The organism is Mycolicibacterium sp. XJ662 (assembly GCF_053484035.1).
Genome location: NZ_JBEFTL010000014.1, coordinates 16,504 through 32,831, shown reverse-complemented (window position 1 = coordinate 32,831; position 16,328 = coordinate 16,504). Strand labels below are relative to the sequence as shown.

The 16,328-nt window shown below is 67.4% G+C and carries 16 protein-coding genes; 13 read left to right on the top strand and 3 right to left on the bottom strand.

What is annotated here, in order from left to right; all coding sequences use genetic code 11:
* Position 1 precedes the first annotated feature (1 nt).
* The 4 genes from ABQE93_RS25135 to ABQE93_RS25120 all read left to right on the top strand — a co-directional run bounded on the left by ABQE93_RS25135 (position 2) and on the right by ABQE93_RS25120 (position 3,594).
* Entirely contained in the window at positions 2-820 is an 819-nt protein-coding gene (locus ABQE93_RS25135) for a coniferyl-alcohol dehydrogenase (RefSeq protein ID WP_448411478.1), read from the top strand.
* A 13-nt stretch (positions 821-833) separates the two neighbouring features.
* Positions 834-1,832, top strand: coding sequence for a cyclase family protein (locus ABQE93_RS25130; RefSeq protein WP_448411476.1), 999 nt, complete (start codon positions 834-836; stop codon positions 1,830-1,832).
* Positions 1,833-1,841: 9 nt separating this feature from the next.
* Positions 1,842-2,681, top strand: a complete 840-nt coding sequence (locus tag ABQE93_RS25125; protein ID WP_448411474.1) for an alpha/beta fold hydrolase — start codon at positions 1,842-1,844, stop codon at positions 2,679-2,681.
* A gap of 91 nt (positions 2,682-2,772) precedes the next feature.
* Positions 2,773-3,594 (top strand): SDR family NAD(P)-dependent oxidoreductase, encoded by an 822-nt coding sequence (locus ABQE93_RS25120; protein ID WP_448411472.1) that lies wholly within the window; start codon positions 2,773-2,775, stop codon positions 3,592-3,594.
* Here the strand turns inward: ABQE93_RS25120 and ABQE93_RS25115 are convergent.
* Positions 3,591-4,310: an alpha/beta fold hydrolase gene (locus ABQE93_RS25115; protein WP_448411470.1), complete on the bottom strand. Its 720-nt coding sequence runs from the start codon at positions 4,308-4,310 to the stop codon at positions 3,591-3,593. The genes ABQE93_RS25120 and ABQE93_RS25115 overlap by 4 nt on opposite strands.
* A gap of 100 nt (positions 4,311-4,410) precedes the next feature.
* Between ABQE93_RS25115 and ABQE93_RS25110 the strand changes: the two genes are divergently transcribed.
* From ABQE93_RS25110 to ABQE93_RS25070, 9 genes are read left to right on the top strand one after another with little or no spacing between them, the layout of a single operon-like run.
* Positions 4,411-5,064 (top strand): TetR/AcrR family transcriptional regulator, encoded by a 654-nt coding sequence (locus ABQE93_RS25110; protein ID WP_448411636.1) that lies wholly within the window; start codon positions 4,411-4,413, stop codon positions 5,062-5,064.
* Position 5,065: 1 nt separating this feature from the next.
* Positions 5,066-5,260 carry a ferredoxin gene (locus ABQE93_RS25105; protein ID WP_448411468.1) on the top strand — a complete coding sequence of 65 codons (195 nt, stop codon included), beginning with the start codon at positions 5,066-5,068 and terminating at the stop codon, positions 5,258-5,260.
* Between the two features lie 11 nt (positions 5,261-5,271).
* Positions 5,272-6,513, top strand: a complete 1,242-nt coding sequence (locus tag ABQE93_RS25100; protein ID WP_448411466.1) for a cytochrome P450 — start codon at positions 5,272-5,274, stop codon at positions 6,511-6,513.
* Positions 6,514-6,550: 37 nt separating this feature from the next.
* Positions 6,551-7,744 carry an amidohydrolase family protein gene (locus tag ABQE93_RS25095; protein ID WP_448411464.1) on the top strand — a complete coding sequence of 398 codons (1,194 nt, stop codon included), beginning with the start codon at positions 6,551-6,553 and terminating at the stop codon, positions 7,742-7,744.
* 59 nt (positions 7,745-7,803) lie between these two features.
* Entirely contained in the window at positions 7,804-8,985 is a 1,182-nt protein-coding gene (locus ABQE93_RS25090) for a M24 family metallopeptidase (RefSeq protein ID WP_448411634.1), read from the top strand.
* On the top strand, positions 8,986-10,155 hold the full coding sequence (locus tag ABQE93_RS25085) for a M24 family metallopeptidase (RefSeq protein ID WP_448411462.1): 1,170 nt from the start codon (positions 8,986-8,988) through the stop codon (positions 10,153-10,155).
* Positions 10,156-10,165: 10 nt separating this feature from the next.
* Complete coding sequence (locus ABQE93_RS25080; protein ID WP_046750252.1) at positions 10,166-11,131, top strand: enoyl-CoA hydratase/isomerase family protein; 966 nt, start codon at positions 10,166-10,168, stop codon at positions 11,129-11,131.
* Positions 11,131-13,548 (top strand): CaiB/BaiF CoA-transferase family protein, encoded by a 2,418-nt coding sequence (locus tag ABQE93_RS25075; RefSeq protein WP_448411460.1) that lies wholly within the window; start codon positions 11,131-11,133, stop codon positions 13,546-13,548. Before ABQE93_RS25080 ends, ABQE93_RS25075 begins: the two co-directional genes overlap by 1 nt.
* A gap of 18 nt (positions 13,549-13,566) precedes the next feature.
* A complete protein-coding gene (locus ABQE93_RS25070) occupies positions 13,567-14,382 on the top strand; it encodes an SDR family NAD(P)-dependent oxidoreductase (RefSeq protein WP_448411458.1) in 816 nt (271 codons plus the stop codon).
* On the opposite strand, the gene ABQE93_RS25065 is transcribed toward ABQE93_RS25070, so the two are convergent.
* Together ABQE93_RS25065 and ABQE93_RS25060 are read right to left on the bottom strand one after the other, a co-directional pair.
* Entirely contained in the window at positions 14,376-15,218 is an 843-nt protein-coding gene (locus ABQE93_RS25065) for an SDR family NAD(P)-dependent oxidoreductase (protein WP_448411456.1), read from the bottom strand. The genes ABQE93_RS25070 and ABQE93_RS25065 overlap by 7 nt on opposite strands.
* A gap of 10 nt (positions 15,219-15,228) precedes the next feature.
* Entirely contained in the window at positions 15,229-16,293 is a 1,065-nt protein-coding gene (locus ABQE93_RS25060) for an NAD-dependent epimerase/dehydratase family protein (RefSeq protein ID WP_448411454.1), read from the bottom strand.
* Positions 16,294-16,328: the final 35 nt, after the last annotated feature.

The following is a 16,328-nucleotide window of genomic DNA, read 5'->3' as shown; positions in this document are numbered from 1 at the left end:
CATGGGGCAGATCGCCGACTTGTGGCGCTACGACGGCCGCAGGGTCGTGGTCACCGGATGTTCCTCGGGTATCGGGGAGCAGGTCGCGCGCCACGTCGCCGAACTCGGCGCCGACGTGATAGGGCTCGATATACGCCCGCCCGCAGCGTCATTCGGTGAGTTCATCACGCTCGACCTGTCCGATCCGGCATCGATCGACGCGGCGGTCGCGTCGATCGGCGGCCGCGTCGACGCGCTGTTCAACGTCGCCGGCGTGTCGTCGGGTATCGGGGATCCGCTGCGGGTTGTCACCATCAACTTCCTCGGTACGCGCACGTTCACCGAGGCGTTGGTGCCGTTGATGCCGCCGGGGTCCTCGATCGCGAACGTGTCGTCGCTGGCGGCATCGGGCTACCGGCTGAACGCCGACGTCACCGCCGGGCTGGTAGCCACCACGACGATGGCCGACGGGATCGAGTGGTGCCAAAGCCATCCCGACGCGGTCGCCGATGGCGGCGGCTACCGGCTGTCCAAGGAGGCGATCATCCTCTACGGCATGGCCAACGTCGCGGCGTTGGGTACCAGAGGAATCCGGATCAACTGCACCGCGCCCGGCGTCACCGACACGCCGATCCTCGACCAACTGCGCAGCGCCTACGGGCAGGAGTTCCTGGACGCGTTTCAGACGCCGCTGGGCCGGACCGCGACCCCCGACGAACAAGCCAGCGTGCTGGTCTTTTTGAACAGCCGCGCCGCCAGCTACGTCACCGGACAGGTGATCTGGGTCGATGGTGGCACAATCGGCGAGACCGACCTCGCCGGGTCGGTGCTGCGACAATGATGACGAGGAAGCAATGACGGCCAGTATGAAGGATTTTCGCCGCGTCGCCGACGAGGTTCGCAACTGGGGCCGGTGGGGCGACGACGACGAGCTGGGCACGCTGAACTTCATCACCCAGGACAAGGTCGCCGAGGCGGCGGCCACGGTGCGGCAGGGTAAGGTCATCTCGCTCGGTGGCGACTTCGGGTCGTCGGGACCGCAGGGCGCGTTCCAGTTCCGGCAGAACCCCATCCACGTCATGACCGTTGACGGCGGCGATGCGAACACCCTGTGTCAGTACGCACCTAACTGGCTGCGCAACTCCGTTGCCCAACAGCTCAGCTCGTTCTTCGCCGACAACCCGTTCCGCTTCAACGACGACATGATCGTGATGCCGCTGCAGGCGGCCACCCAGTGGGACGCCCTGTCTCACGTCTACTACGAAGACAAGCTCTACAACGGTTTCCCGGCGGACTCGGTCACCAGCTTCGGCGCCTTCCACTGCGGCATCGACAAGGTCGACGTCAAGGGCATCACCTCGCGCGGCGTGCTGCTCGACGTGGTAGCGCACCGCGGTGCCGAGGTGTTTTGTGAGCCCGGAAACCCCATCACCCCAGCAGAACTCGACGACATCGCGGCCAAGCAGAATGTGCAGATCCGGCGCGGGGACATCGTCGTCGTGCATACAGGATGGTGGACACGGTTCCTGTCCACCGGTGACGGCGAGGAACCCGGTTCCGGGCTCGACTGGACGTGCGCGTCGTGGCTGCACGACCTCGAGGTAGCCGCCGTCGCCGCCGACAACCTCATGGTGGAAGACCCCGACCCGGCCAACGGCGTGGAGGGCACCTTCCTACCGATGCACATGCTGTGCCTGCGCGATATGGGCATGATGTTGGGCGAGTACTGGGACCTGACCGGGCTGGCCGCCGACTGCGCCGCCGACGGGGTGTACGAATTCCAGTTGATCGCACCGCCGTTGAAGGTGGTGGGCGCGGTCGGCGCACCCGTCAGCCCGATCGCGATCAAGTAGGTGGGCGGGGTGGCGGCATTCTCACGCAAGTCTGTCCTGGTCGACGGGCTCGTCACGAGTTATCTCGAGGCCGGACAGGGTGATCCGGTGGTGTTGCTGCACGGCGGGGAGTTCGGCGCCGGCGCCGAACTCGGCTGGGAGCGCAACATCGCCGCGTTGGCCGCGCACCACCGAGTGCTCGCGCCCGACATGCTCGGCTTCGGCGACACGGCCAAGGTCGTCGACTTCACCGACGGCCGCGGCATGCGGATCCGGCACATCGCGCGGTTCTGTGAGCAGGTGGGCGTGGACTCCGCGTACTTCGTCGGCAATTCGATGGGCGCGGTCAACCTGTTCGTCGACATCACCTCCGAATCGGCGGTGCTGCCCGTGCGCGGCATGGTGGCGATCTGCGGCGGCGGTGAGATTCAGCGCAACGAGTTCTCGGCGGCGCTCTACGACTACGACGCCACGCTGCCCGCCATGCGCAAGATCGTCGAAGCGCTGTTCTACAGCCCGTCGTATCCCGCCGATGAGGCGTACGTGCAGCGGCGCTACCAGGCCAGCATCGCACCCGGCGCGTGGGAGGCGTTGGCCGCAGCGAGGTTTCGGCGCCCCGGGCTGGAGGCTCCGCCGTTGCCGTCGAGCACCCGTGCCTACGAGCGCATCACGGTGCCGACGCTGGTGGTGGAGGGCGGCGGGGACAAGCTGCTGCCTGCCGGTTGGGCTGCCGACATCGCCGGGCAGATCCGCGGTGCGCGATCGGCCGTGGTGGATTCCGCCGGGCATTGCCCGCAGATCGAACAGCCCGACGCCGTCAACGCGCTGCTGCTGGAGTTTCTGGCCGAGCACAAGGTCACGTCGACATGAGCGCATCTAGCCGCCGAAAGGGACATTTGGGCGGTTTCTACCCGCATTCTTTGTGCCCAATGTCCCTTTGGGCGAGAGAAGAGGGAGGGTCATGACGGGTGAGCTCGAGAGCAAGGTCGCGGTCGTCACCGGCGGCGCGTCGGGCCTCGGCGAAGGCCTGGCACGCCGCTTCGCCGCCGAGGGCGCCCAGGTGCTCATCGGCGACGTCGACCGCGACGGCGGCACGGCCCTGGCCGCCGACATCGGCGCCAACGCCCACTTCGTCGAAGCCGACGTCACCGACATCGAACAGGTCAGTGGCCTGGTGTCGACGGCCATCGACCGGTTCGACGGACTGCACGTCATGGTCAATAACGCCGGTGTATCGGGCACCATGCACCGCCGCTTCCTCGACGACGACCTGGCCGACTTCGACCACGTGATGCGCATCAACGTGCGCGCGGTCATGGCGGGCACCCGCGACGCCGCCCGGCACATGTCGCAGCACGGCGGCGGGTCGATCATCAACCTCACCTCGATCGGCGGCATCCAGGCCGGCGGCGGCGTGATGACTTACCGGGCCTCGAAGGCAGCCGTCATCCAGTTCACGAAGTCCGCGGCAATCGAGTTGGCCCACTATGAGATACGCGTCAACGCGATTGCGCCGGGCAACATCCGCACCGCCATCGTGCGCAAGTCGGCCACCGGCGAGGATCGCGAAAAGCTCGAGCAGTTCGAGGCCAAGATCCGCGAACAGATGCGCAACGACCGTCCGCTGAAGCGCGAAGGCACCATGGAGGATGTCGCGGAGGCGGCGCTCTACTTCGCCACCGACCGCTCGCGGTACGTGACCGGCACGATCCTTCCGGTCGACGGTGGCACCGTCGCGGGCAAAGTCATTGTGCGCAAACCGAAGTCCGACAACGAAGCCTAGCGGCCGTCAGCGCCGTCGGCATGTTCCCGAACCAACTGCGGAAACCTGCGGCGGTCCGGGCGGAAGATGTCGTGAGGCGAGTCGCCGAACTCGACCAACGTCGCATCAGGGAACTCGTCCCGATACCGCGACCACTGCTCGTCGGTAACCAGAACACGTTCGCCGCTGCGCACCACGAGCAACGGAATCTGCAGCGCAGCAAGCTCATTCCAGAACGACCGGGCACGAGCGGCCGCAAACGTCTTCATCGCCGCCTCGCGGTCGAGGCGCTCGCGCACCGGAGTACCCCGCCAGCGCCCGTCGAGCAGACGGCGCGGCGCACCCGGCGGCAACAGCCGTTCCTCGGGGATGTAGTCGCCGATCGCGAGCGAGCGCACCCGGTCGGGATTACGCAGCGCCCACCCGAGCGCATAGGCCGTACCGCGGGAGAACGTGACCAGGTGGACCGGTCCACTGGTCACCGCGTCGACGACCGCACCGACGTCGGAGCTCAACACCGCCTCGTCGTAGCCGTCGGCCGGGGCGGCGCTGCGGCCGTGCCCCCTTAGCTCCACGACCACGGTGCGCCTGCCGAAGGCCGGCAGCACTTCTTCGTAGTCCTCCGCGACGCACGTCATCCCCGGCACGAACACGATCGGTGCGCCGCCGTCGTCGCCCCCGGAGTCGACGAAGTGCAGCCAGACGCCACCGTTGTCGGTGAATCGGGAAACCGCCATGGTCCAGCAACTCTAGAGACCACACACGCCCTTCGACCGGACAACCAGACTTTAAATCAGTCGCTTGACTTAAGCCGCCGGGAGCGGTTGACTAGTGACCGTGACCACAGCCCGCAGTGTTCGCACCGACCGCGCGAGCGTGACGCGCGAAGCGATCCTGACGGCGGCCGAGCGACTGTTCGCCGAGCACGGCGTGTACGCCGTCTCCAACCGCCAGGTCAGTGAGGCCGCCGGACAGGGCAACAACGCCGCGGTCGGCTACCACTTCGGCACCAAACTCGACCTGGTGCGCGCGATCGAGCAGAAGCACCGGATCTCCATCGAGCAACTGCTGGAGCGCATGGTCGCCCAAACCGCGGACTCCACGGAGTTGCGCGACTGGATCGCCTGCATGGTGTGTTCGCTGACCGAGCACCTCGAACAGCTCGGGAACCCCACCTGGTACGCGCGCTTCGCGGCCCAAGCGTTGGCCGATCCGGCCTACCAGAAGATCGTGGTGCGCGACGCGCTCGCATCGCCGGCGTTGCAGCAAGTGGTCGGCGGCATCACCCGCTGTCTGCCCAACCTGCCGATGGCCGTCGTCACCGAACGCAACATCATGGTGCGCAACCTGATGATGCACACCTGCGCGGACTTCGAGCGCGCGTTCGCCGAAGGCGCCGACACCGCACGCACCAATTGGCGTTCGGTGGCATCGGGTCTGATCGACGCGATCGTCGGGCTGTGGCGCGCACCCGTCACGGGACGGATGTGACATGAAAATCACCGTCGACCAAGACAAGTGCGTGTCCTCGGGCCAATGCGTGCTCAACGCCGGCGAGGTATTCGACCAGCGCGACGACGACGGCGTCGTCATGTTGCTCAACGACAGCCCCGACGGCGACGACGCCGACAACGCCCGCAAAGCCGCGGCCGCCTGCCCTGCCCTAGCCATCCAGATCGAGGAGTGACGAGAGGCCATATGTCCGACACGTTGACCACCGGCACGACCGAAACCGCCGCCGACATCCCCGAATACCCGATGGAGCGCGATGCGGGCTGCCCGTTCGCCCCGCCGCCCCAGATGCTCAAGATGGGCGAGGCCAAACCGCTGTCGCGCGTGCGGATCTGGAACGGCACCACCCCGTGGCTGATCACCGGTCACGCGGTCGCCCGCGAGTTGTTCGCCGATTCGCGGGTCAGCGTCGACGACCGCATCGAGGGCTTCCCGCACTGGAACGAGCACATGCTGTCCACGGTGTACAAGCGGCCGCGTTCGGTGTTCACCTCGGATGCCGAGGAGCACACCCGGTTCCGCCGGATGCTGTCCAAGCCGTTCACGTTCAAGCGGGTCGAGGGTCTGCGCTCGGCGATCCAGGAGGTGACCGACGAGTGCATCGACAACATCCTGGCCGGTGAGCAGCCCGCCGACATCGTCGCCAAACTGGCGCTGCCGGTGCCGACCCGGGTGATCAGCGAAATGCTCGGCGTCCCATACGAAGACCACGAGTTCTTCCAGCACCACGCCAACGTCGGCCTGGCCCGCTACGCGTCGGCAGAGGACGGGCAGAAGGGTGCGATGAGCCTCGCGAAGTATCTCAGCGACCTCGTCAAGGCCAAGATGGAAAACCCGTCCGAGGACGCGGTGTCCGACCTCGCCGAACGCGTCAACGCCGGCGAGATCAGCGTCAAGGAGGCGGCACAGCTGGGCACGGGGTTGCTCATCGCCGGGCACGAGACCACCGCCAACATGATCGGCATCGGTGTGCTCGCCCTGTTGGAGAACCCCGAACAGGCTGCGCAGCTACGCGATTCCGACGATCCGAAGTTCATCGCCAACGCTGTCGAAGAGCTGATGCGCTACCTGTCCATCATCCAGAACGGGCAGCGTCGCGTGGCCCTCGAGGACATCGAGATCGCCGGGGAGACCATACGCGCGGGCGAGGGCATCATCTTGGACCTCGCCCCGGCGAACTGGGACGCGACCGCCTATCCCGAGCCCGACAAGCTCGACCTCAGCCGCGACGCCACCCAGCAGCTCGGTTTCGGCTACGGCCGGCACCAGTGCGTCGGCCAGCAATTGGCCCGCGCCGAACTGCAGATCGTGTTCCACACACTGCTGCGGCGCATCCCCACCCTGCGGCTGGCCGTGCCGATCGAGGAGGTGCCGTTCAAACACGACCGGCTCGCCTACGGCGTCTACGAACTTCCGGTGGCCTGGTAGTCAGGTCCATTCTTACAGCCCGATTGGAGTGTCAACGATGTCAGCAACTTCAACGACCCCCGCCCACCCCCCGACCACCTCCACCCTGTATCCACCCGAAGGCTACGGCGCCCCCAAGCACCGTAAGGGCCGCGCCACAGGCGATTTCGGGCTTCCGGCCGGCACCGAGATCTTCTCGGCCGACAACCACATCTCGGTGGCCGAGGACATCTTCTACGAACGCTTTCCCGACGAGCTCAAGGGCGCCGCACCCCGGATCTGGTATGAGGACGGCGCCTACATGGTCGGGATGAAGGGCAAGGCCTGGACCGGCGGGGATTTCGGCCGGGTCCTGATGCAGTACGACGACCTGGCCGGCGCGGCGACCAACAACATCGACGCTCGGGTCCGCGAGCTCAAAGAAGACGGTATTGACAAGGAGCTGGCGTTTCCCAACGCCGTGCTGGCGCTGTTCCACTACCCGGACAAGTCGTTGCGCGAGCGCGTGTTCCGCATCTACAACGAGCACATCGCCGATCTGCAGGAACGCAGCAAGGGCCACTTCTACGGCGTCGGGCTGATCAACTGGTGGGACCCCAAGGGCACCAGGAGTACGCTGGAGGAGCTGAAGTCGTTGGGCCTCAAGACGTTCCTGTTGCCGCTGAACCCCGGCAAGGACGACGACGGCAACATCTACGACTACGGCAGCACCGACATGGACGCCGTGTGGGACGAGATCGAGGACGCCGGCCTGCCGGTCAGCCACCATATCGGCGAGACGCCGCCAAAGACGCCGTGCCAGCACAACAGCGTCGTGGTCGGGATGATGGTCAACGTGGACTCGTTCCGCGAACAGTTCGCCAAGTACGTCTTCTCCGGCATCCTCGACCGCCATCCCAAGCTCAAGATCGGGTGGTTCGAGGGCGGCATCGCGTGGGTGCCCACGGCACTGCAGGACGCCGAACACATGCTCGCCTCGTATCGCCACATGTTCAACCACGAACTGGGACATCCGGTCCGGCACTACTGGGACAACCACATGAGCGCGTCGTTCATGGTCGACCCGCTCGGCCTGGAGCTCATTGACAAGATCGGCGTGAACAACGCGATGTGGTCGTCGGACTACCCGCACAACGAATCGACGTTCGGCTATTCGGAGAAGTCGCTACAAACCGTCGTCGACGCGGTCGGACCCGAGGACGCCGTCAAGATCGTCAGCACCAACATCAAGAACTTCCTGGGGATTTCGTGACCACCTTCGCAACACAGTCCACGCTGATCGACATCCCGGAGGTTCCCGACCGCGCACGCATGTACCGCGAGTGCGGGGCCAGGCTGCGCGACTCCATGCGCGAAAAGGGCGTCGACGCACTGGTTCTGCTCGGCAACGGCAACGTCGTCTACGCCACGGGCGTCAGCTGGCCGCTGCTGGATGCCGGCCTGTCCCACGTGGAACGCCCGGTGGCGATCGTGCTGGCCGACGATCCGCATCCCCACCTGTTCATGCCGCTGCGGGAGGGGTCGGCCTCGGCGTGTGAGGTGCCCGACGACCACGTGCATCCCGCGCTGTACCTCGAATTCGACGAGGGCGTCGAGCAGTTCGGCAAAGTGCTGGCCGACCTGGTGCCCGCGGGCGGCACGGTCGCCGTCGACGAGATGACCGGTGCGATGCGGCGCGCGTCGACAACCCTGTTCCCGTCCGGACCGCCGTCGGATGCCGCCCAGGTGGTCGGGCCCGCCAAGCTGGTCAAGACGCCCGATCAGATCTCGTGTGTGCGCAACGCGTGCCGCATCACCGAAGAAGCCATGGTCGACGTGCAGAAAGCGCTCGCCCCGGGCGTGCGGCAGGTCGACCTGTCGGCGGCGTTCGTCCGGCGGGCCTTCGAACTGGGCGCGACCGCCAACATGCTCGAGGCCATCTGGCAGGTGATGCCCACGACGAAGACCAGCGGGTCGGTGTGGACCACCACCGGCGACCTCGCCTTGCCGCTGCTGACCACTGAACGCGAACTCGAACGCGGTGATGTGCTGTGGACCGACGTCAGCATCACCTACCAGGGCTACTGCTCTGACTTCGGCCGCACCTGGCTGGTCGGCGACGAGCCGTCGCAGCGTCAGCAGGCGCAGTTCGACAAGTGGCGCAAGATCATGACCGCCGTTTTGTCCGTCACCAAAGCCGGCGCGACCAACGGTGATCTGGCGCGCGCGGCGATTGCCGCCAACGGGGGCGCCAAGCCGTGGCTGCCGCACTTCTACCTCGGCCACGGCATCGGCACCAACGCCGCCGAAATGCCGATGATCGGAACCGATCTCGGGGAGGAGTTCGACGACAACTTCGTGTATCCCGCGGGCATGCTGCTGGTGCTCGAACCCGTGGTGTGGGAGGACGGCACCGGCGGCTATCGAAGCGAGGAGATCGTGGTGATCACCGAGGACGGCTACCAGTCGATCACCGACTACCCTTACGCACCCTACGGACAGGATCGGATCTGAATGGCACTCGAGATTCTGCCCGACGCAGCCGATTTGCGCCGGGGCCGCCGCGAGCGGGCGCTGGCCCAGATGGAAGCCCGCGACATCGACGTCCTGGTGCTGGGCCGCCAGGCCAATGTGCGGTACGTGACCGGCGCCCCCCAACTGTGGGTGGCGGGCACCCGGCCGTTCGGGCCGATCTGCGAAGTCATCCGCTCGACCGGGGAGATCTTCCTCAACAGCACCTGGGATGAAGGCATCCCCGACGAGATCCCCCACGAGAACCTCTACGGGTTGGCGTGGAATCCGATGACGCTCGTCGAGGTGCTCAAGGCGCTGCCCGGTGCGGCCACCGTCAAACGCGTCGGAACCGATTCGCTGACACCGACATTCGCGCAGCTTTTGCCGATGGCGTTTCCCAACGCCGAGATCGTCGACGCGGAGCCGGCCCTGCGGGCGGCGCGGCGGGTCAAGACCGCCGACGAGATCGCGGTGCTGCGCGGCGCGCTGGCGGTGGCCGAGACGGCGCTCGACGCGGCCCGCGCGGAGTTGCGCCCCGGTGTGACCGAGCAGACGCTGACCGGCGCGCTGATGGAGTCGATGGCCGCGGGCGGTGTCACCACGCCGGCCACCCAGGACGGCGCGTGGGCGACCAGCAAGGACCACCCGTGGCGGCGGGCCCGCAGCGACGGCCGCATCGAAGACGGTGACCTGGTGGCGTTTTCGGCCGGTGTGCTGGCCGACGGCTACCTCGGCGAGGTCGGCCGCACGTGGACGGTCGGCGACATCGACGGTTCGGCGGTCCCCGCGCTCTACGATCGCTGGGACGAGTTGCGTGAGCGGCTGATCGCCGCCTGCCTGCCCGGATCCCCGGCGAGCGATCTGCTGGCGGTCTACGAGGCGGCCGGGGAGCGGCTGCCGGTGATGCCGGTGGCCCACGGCCTCGGTCTGGGATTCGACCCGCCGGTGGTGACACCACAGCTGCGCCAGACCTGCGCGCAGGAGATCCTCGAACCCGGCATGGTGCTGGCCGTCACCTCCTACGTGTGGGAATCCGGCGTCGGCGCGGTCTTCGGCCGCGAGGCAGTGCACGTCACCGCCGCCGGAGCAGAGGTTTTGACCAGCAGCCCTTCGCAGATGGGCGCTCGGGCCAAGAGTGCGGGCGAAAACGCCGGCGTGGGCATCGGCTGAAGGGAACTACATGTCTGAGAACGGAAGTCGGCCCAAGCCCGAGGAACTGATCCTCTACAGCAAGGACCCGAAGACCAAGATCGCGACCATCACGTTCAACCGGCCCGAGTATCTGAACGCGCCGACGTCGGCGGCGCGGCTGCGCTACGCGGATCTGCTGCGCGCGGCCACCGTCGACAACGACGTCAAGGTGGTGGTGATCCGCGGCGTCGGCGACAACCTCGGCAGCGGCGCGGACCTTCCGGAGTTCATGGAGGGCAACGACAACACCGATCTGCGCCTTGCCGAACTGCGCCTCGAGGACGACGGCGTCGGCGAGGTCACCTACCCGCCGAAAGGGTCGTTTCGGCACGGGGCCACGATCAGCGCCTGGTACGCCAACGTGCAGGCCGGTAACCGCCCACTGCAGGAGCTCAAGAAGATCAGCATCGTGGAGGCCAAGGGGTACTGCTACGGCTGGCACTTCTATCAGTGCGCCGACGCGGATCTGGTGATCTCCTCTGACGACGCGCTGTTCGGGCATCCGTCGTTCCGGTACTACGGCTGGGGCCCCCGGATGTGGACGTGGGTGCAGATGATGGGACTGCGCAAGTTCCAGGAGATGGTGTTCACCGGACGCCCGTTCACCGCCGAGGAGATGTATCAGTGCAACTTCCTCAACAAGGTGGTGTCGCGCGATGAGCTCGAGGCCGAGGTCGACAAGTACGCGCGGGCATGCGCCCGAAACCGGCCCGTCGACACCGTGTTTCAGCAGAAGATCTTCTTCGAGGTGTTCAAACAACACCAGGGCGAATACATGGGCAGCCTGTTGTCGGCGTTCTTCGAGTCGATGGGCAGCGGCGCGGCCAACGACGACACCGACGACCTGGACATGCACGAGGCCATCGACAGCGGGTTGGCCGACGCGGTCAACGACAACGATATGAGGTTCCCGGCCGAGTTCCGGCTGAGCAAATCCAACCGCAAGAAGGACTAGTGGCAGCACTGGACGGGTACGTCGTCGTCGACCTTTCCACCGGCATCGCGGGCGCCTACTGCACGAAGCTGCTCGCCGACGGCGGTGCACAAGTCATCAAAGTCGAGCCGCCGCAAGGGGACTGGCTGCGCCGGTGGTCGGCGTCCGGCGCGGAGATCGCGGCGGGTGAAGACGGTGCGCTGTTCAGCTTCCTGGCCGGCGCCAAGCACAGCGTGGTGGCCGACCCCGACAGCGACATCGACCTCGTCAACGCGTTGCTCTCCGAGGCCGACGCGGTGGTGTGGTCGCGCGGATCGTCGGTGGCCGAACACGTGGTGTGCACGCCGGCGGCGATCCGCTCGGCGCATCCTCACCTGACCGTCACGTCGATCACCCCGTTCGGGCTGTCTGGTCCGTGGACCGACTGTGCCGCAACAGAGTTCACCCTGCAGGCGTGGTCGGGCGGCATCGTCGGGTTGGGCCGCGGCTCGGCCGATCGCGCGCCGGTGTACGTCGGCGGGCAGGTCGGCGAGTACCTCGCGGGTGCGTACGCGAGCGCGGCGACGCTGGCGTCGCGGATGCGTGGCGGCGCCGAACTGGTCGACGTGTCGATGCTGGAAACCCAGATCCTCGGGCTCACCTACTATCCGGTGTCCTACTTCGAGATGCTGGGCAGGCCGTGGCGCGATGCCCGACGGTTGACGGTGCCCGGGATCGCGCGGGCCAAGGACGGCCTGATCGACATCGGCTGCGGCACCGCGCAGCAGTGGTTCGACCTGTGCGCGATGACCGGCCACGACGACTGGATCGACGAGGAGTCGCCGCTGTCGATCACCGAGCAGGCCAACGAGAAGGCCGACGAACTCTACGCGTGGGTCGAGAGCCACACCGTCGACGAGATCCGCGATCTGGCGACGGCATTTCGTATTCCCAACGCCCCGGTGGCCAACGGCGCCAACGCCGTCGCACTCGACCACTTCCGCGAACGCGGATCGTTTGTGAAAAATCCCCGCGACGGGTTCGACCAGCCCGGCCCGCCGTACCGCATGCAGCCGGCCGTGTTGCGCGCGCCCGAACCCGCTCCCCGCCTCGGCGAACACACCGAGCACTACCGCCCGAAGGGACATTCGGGACGAAAATCCCCCCCGAATCGCGCCGAAAGGGACATATCGGCGAAACTGCCGTTCGAGGGGTTGCGCGTCATCGACATGACCACCTTCTGGGCCGGCCCGTCGTGCACCCACCTGCTGGCGATGCTGGGCGCCGACGTCATCCACGTCGAGTCGACCCGCCGCCCCGACGGCACCCGGCTCATCGCCGGCATCCCGGTCACCGAAGACCAGTGGTGGGAGAAGTCGCCGATCTTCTCCGGACTCAACACCAACAAGCGCGGCGTGACGCTGGACCTGCAGAGCGCCGCCGGCCGGGACCTGCTCAACCGGTTCATCGCCACCGCCGACGTCATCGTCGAGAACTTCACCCCCCGGGTGATCGACCAGATCGGGCTGGATTTCGCGGCGGTGCAAGCGGTTCGGCCCGACGCGGTCATGCTGCGGATGCCCGGCTTCGGCCTCGACGGCCCGTGGCGCGATAACCCGGCGTTCGCCTACGTCATCGAAGCGGCGTCGGGCATCAGCTGGCTGACCGGCTATCCCGACCGCAACCCCTACGAGCCGTACTCGGTCGGCGACCCCAACGCCGGGATCCATGCGCTCAACGCGCTGCTGCTGGCGCTGGAACACCGCCGCCGCACCGGCCAGGGCGTGCTGGTCGAGGCCGCGATGGTCGACGCGGCGCTCAACGTCGCCGCCGAACAGGTCATCGAACACTCGGCCTACGGCGCCCTGCTGCAACGCGACGGCAACCGCGGCCCGACCGCGGCTCCGCAAAACCTCTACCGCACCAACGACATCGACGAGTTCGGTCGCACCGACTGCTGGGTCGCGGTGGCCGTGGCCGACGACGAGCAGTGGGCCGGCCTACGCGAGGCGCTCGGCCGTCCCGAATGGGCGGCGCACCCGCAACTGGCCACCACGGCGGGCCGTCACGCCCACCACGACACCATCGACGAGCACCTGGCCGCCTGGTGCGCCGATCGCAGCGGCGACGAGATCATTGAAACGCTGTGGCACCACGGCGTTCCGGTGGGCAAGGTGATGCAACCGCATCGCCAGACCGAACTGGCGCAACTGGCCGCGCGTGGCTTCTTCGAAGACGTCGGGCATCCGGTCAACGCCCGCACCCCGCACAGCACCCTGCCGTTCAAGATGTCGCGGGGCCCCGAGCGGGTTCACGTGCAGTCCGCGCCGTTGCTCGGACAGCACAACCATGAGCTGCTGTCCGAACTCGGGCTCAGCGACCAGGAGATCGCCGACCTGCAGGACCGCGGCGTGATCGGTAACGCGGTCGCGATGGGTCCGAGCAAGGCCAAGGCGTGACGGGTTAGCCTCGACGCCGTGGCCATCGATCCCGCCGACATCCTGCTGACCGGCCGCGTCGCGGTCGTCACCGGTGGCGGTGCGGGCATCGGCAAAGGAGTCGCCGAAGGCCTGGCGGCGTTCGGCGCGTCGGTGGCCATCTGGGAGCGCGACCCCGACACCTGCACCGCCACAGCCAAAAGCATTGGCGCGCTGGGTATCACCACCGATGTACGCGACAGCGCGCAGGTCGACATCGCGTTGGATCGCACCGTGGCCGAACTGGGCGAGGTGTCGATCCTGGTCAACAACGCCGGCGGCACATTCTTCTCACCGCTGCTCGACACCACCGAGAACGGCTGGGATGCCCTGTACAAGAGCAACTTGCGCCACGTCCTGCTGTGCACGCAGCGGGTTGCGCGACGCCTGGTCGACGCCCGCCGGCCCGGCAGCATCATCAACGTGACGTCGATCGAGGGCGTGCGCGCCGCACCCGGCTACGCCGCCTACGCCGCCGCCAAGGCCGGCGTCATCAACTACACCCAGACCGCCGCCTTCGAACTGGCGGCTCACGGCATCCGGGTCAACGCGCTCGCCCCCGACCTGACGATGACCGAAGGGCTGATGCAGTTGTCGGGCGGGACATTTCAGCCCGACGCCGACGCCCCGGGGATCCCCATGCGCCGCGTCGGAGATGTCGACGAGATCGCCAGCGCAGCAGTGTTTCTCGCCTCCGATATGGCCGGCTACATCACCGGGCAGACCATCCACGTCGACGGCGGAACGCACGCGGCGGGCGGCTGGTACCACCACCCGCAGACCGGCAGACCGACGCTGGGGCCGCCGGCTCAGTGAGCCCAGCCCTCGGCCGCTTGCTCGTCGAAAGCCCGGTCGATGCGTTCGAAGCGGCGCCGGATGGATCCGCGCGCCGCGCTGTGCGGCAGCACATAAAGCCGGTTGGCCAGGATCGCGTCGACGGTGAGCCGAGCCACCTCGTCGACGTCGAGCACCGAGTCGTCGGCCGGGTTCGGCGCCAGCTGCTGCACCGTGTCGGCGGGCGAGGGGGTGGCCGGACCGTAGTCGTCGCTGCGGACCCGCTCGGTGTTGGCGAGCAGGTTGGTGTCGACGATCATCGGACACAACACGGTGACGCCGATGCCGTCGGCGCGCACCTCACGCGAAAGTGTTTCGGCCAGCGCGACGACACCATATTTCGCCACGCAGTACGGGCCGAGCCCGACATTGGGGATCAGACCGGCAAATGACGAAGTGAACGCGATGTGGCTGTCGGCCTTCTGTGCGATCAGCCGCGGCAGAAACGCTTCGACGCCGTGGATCGGCCCCCACAGGTCGACATCGATGACGAAGCGCCAATCATCGTGGCTCGCTTGCGCTATCGGGCCGGCGTAGGCGATGCCGGCGTTGTTGAACACCACGTGCACTTCACCGAACATCCCGAACGCCCCGTCGGCCAGCCGGGTGACGTCGTCGAGCTTGCGCACGTCGCACAGCACGCCGTGGGCGTCGACGCCATCACCGCGCAGGGTCGCCACCGCATCGTCGAGCGCGCTCTGGTCGATGTCGGCGAGCATGATGCGGGCGCCGCGGCGGGCGAATTCTCGTGCAGTGGCGAAACCGATGCCGCTGGCGCCGCCGGTGATGACCGTTGCGCGGCCGTCCAAGTTGTCCACGGTGCGCACCCTACGGCTTGTCGGGGCCTGGTTCGCCTAACTTGCGACGGATGGCTCCCCACGGGTCGGCATAGCGGCCCGGCTGTTTCCAGTAGGCGCCGCGGCGCGCCAGGATCATCCGGACCAGGGGAGCGAGCGGGCGCAGCAGGTAACGGGTCCAGCCCGCGTTCGCGCGCATCTCACCGACCATGTCGTCCCACGAGTAATGCTGGAATCCCAGCGCTTCCTGCGCCCGACGGGTATCCATCCAGTCGGTGACGAACCAGTCGTCGTCGCTGTCGGGATCGCCGGGACGGCCCGGCGGCAACCCACCTTTGAGCCCGCGCGCAGCCGCCAGCGCCGGTCCGACCTCGCCCTGTCTGATCAGGTGCGAGTCGTCACCGGCGACCAACAGGATTTCGCCGACGGCATCCGCCGTCGTCGCCGCGGCGAACGCCCAGGCGACATCGCGAACATCAACGCTGTGCAGCTTGCCGTCGGTGGGCAGCAGGCTTTCGAAATACAGTGCGTCGGTGGAGAACGCCATCGCCGACGGATCGGCAGTGAGCACCCCGCCCAGCCGCAACACCACCCATTGCAGGCTCGATGCGCGGACGATCTGCTCGGCTTCGATCTTGTGCGCGCTGTAGAGGTCGGACGCCTTCATCGGCATGTCGGCCCGGGCCGGCTCGCCGGAGCGGTGAGGGTTGCGCGAGCCGAAGACCGCGTTGCTCGACGCCTGCACCCATCGCGGCGGGGTAGGTTGGGACTCCGCGATCTGGACCAGCGTCGCGGTGGCATCGACGTTGACGCGCCGCGCGAGTCTGGCGTTGCGATAGATCGCGGGCGGAATGACCGCTGCGAGATGGATGATCGCCGCGGGTGCGACGTCGGCGACGAGCCGGCCGGCCTGCTCGCGGTCCGTCAGGTCGGCCCAACGCACTTCGACACCGCGGGGCAGCCTCGAGATCGCCTTGCGGTTGGCGGGGGTGTCCAGGTCGGTGGCCACCACGCGCCGGCCCAGTTCGGCCAGCCGTCGCACCGTTGCGGTTCCGACAAGGCCGAACGCGCCTGTGACGAGCACCGGGTCGGACATCGAATCCCCCAGGGTTATAGCGTTCTCTTTTTCGG

Coding starts and splice junctions, on each gene's coding strand:
- ABQE93_RS25090 (WP_448411634.1), top strand. CDS start 7,804: ATGTACCGCGAGTGCGGGGCCAGGCTGCGCGACTCCATGCGCGAAAAG.
- ABQE93_RS25095 (WP_448411464.1), top strand. CDS start 6,551: ATGTCAGCAACTTCAACGACCCCCGCCCACCCCCCGACCACCTCCACC.
- ABQE93_RS25100 (WP_448411466.1), top strand. CDS start 5,272: ATGTCCGACACGTTGACCACCGGCACGACCGAAACCGCCGCCGACATC.
- ABQE93_RS25130 (WP_448411476.1), top strand. CDS start 834: ATGACGGCCAGTATGAAGGATTTTCGCCGCGTCGCCGACGAGGTTCGC.
- ABQE93_RS25080 (WP_046750252.1), top strand. CDS start 10,166: ATGTCTGAGAACGGAAGTCGGCCCAAGCCCGAGGAACTGATCCTCTAC.
- ABQE93_RS25115 (WP_448411470.1), bottom strand. CDS start 4,310: ATGGCGGTTTCCCGATTCACCGACAACGGTGGCGTCTGGCTGCACTTC.
- ABQE93_RS25135 (WP_448411478.1), top strand. CDS start 2: ATGGGGCAGATCGCCGACTTGTGGCGCTACGACGGCCGCAGGGTCGTG.
- ABQE93_RS25085 (WP_448411462.1), top strand. CDS start 8,986: ATGGCACTCGAGATTCTGCCCGACGCAGCCGATTTGCGCCGGGGCCGC.
- ABQE93_RS25120 (WP_448411472.1), top strand. CDS start 2,773: ATGACGGGTGAGCTCGAGAGCAAGGTCGCGGTCGTCACCGGCGGCGCG.
- ABQE93_RS25060 (WP_448411454.1), bottom strand. CDS start 16,293: ATGTCCGACCCGGTGCTCGTCACAGGCGCGTTCGGCCTTGTCGGAACC.
- ABQE93_RS25105 (WP_448411468.1), top strand. CDS start 5,066: ATGAAAATCACCGTCGACCAAGACAAGTGCGTGTCCTCGGGCCAATGC.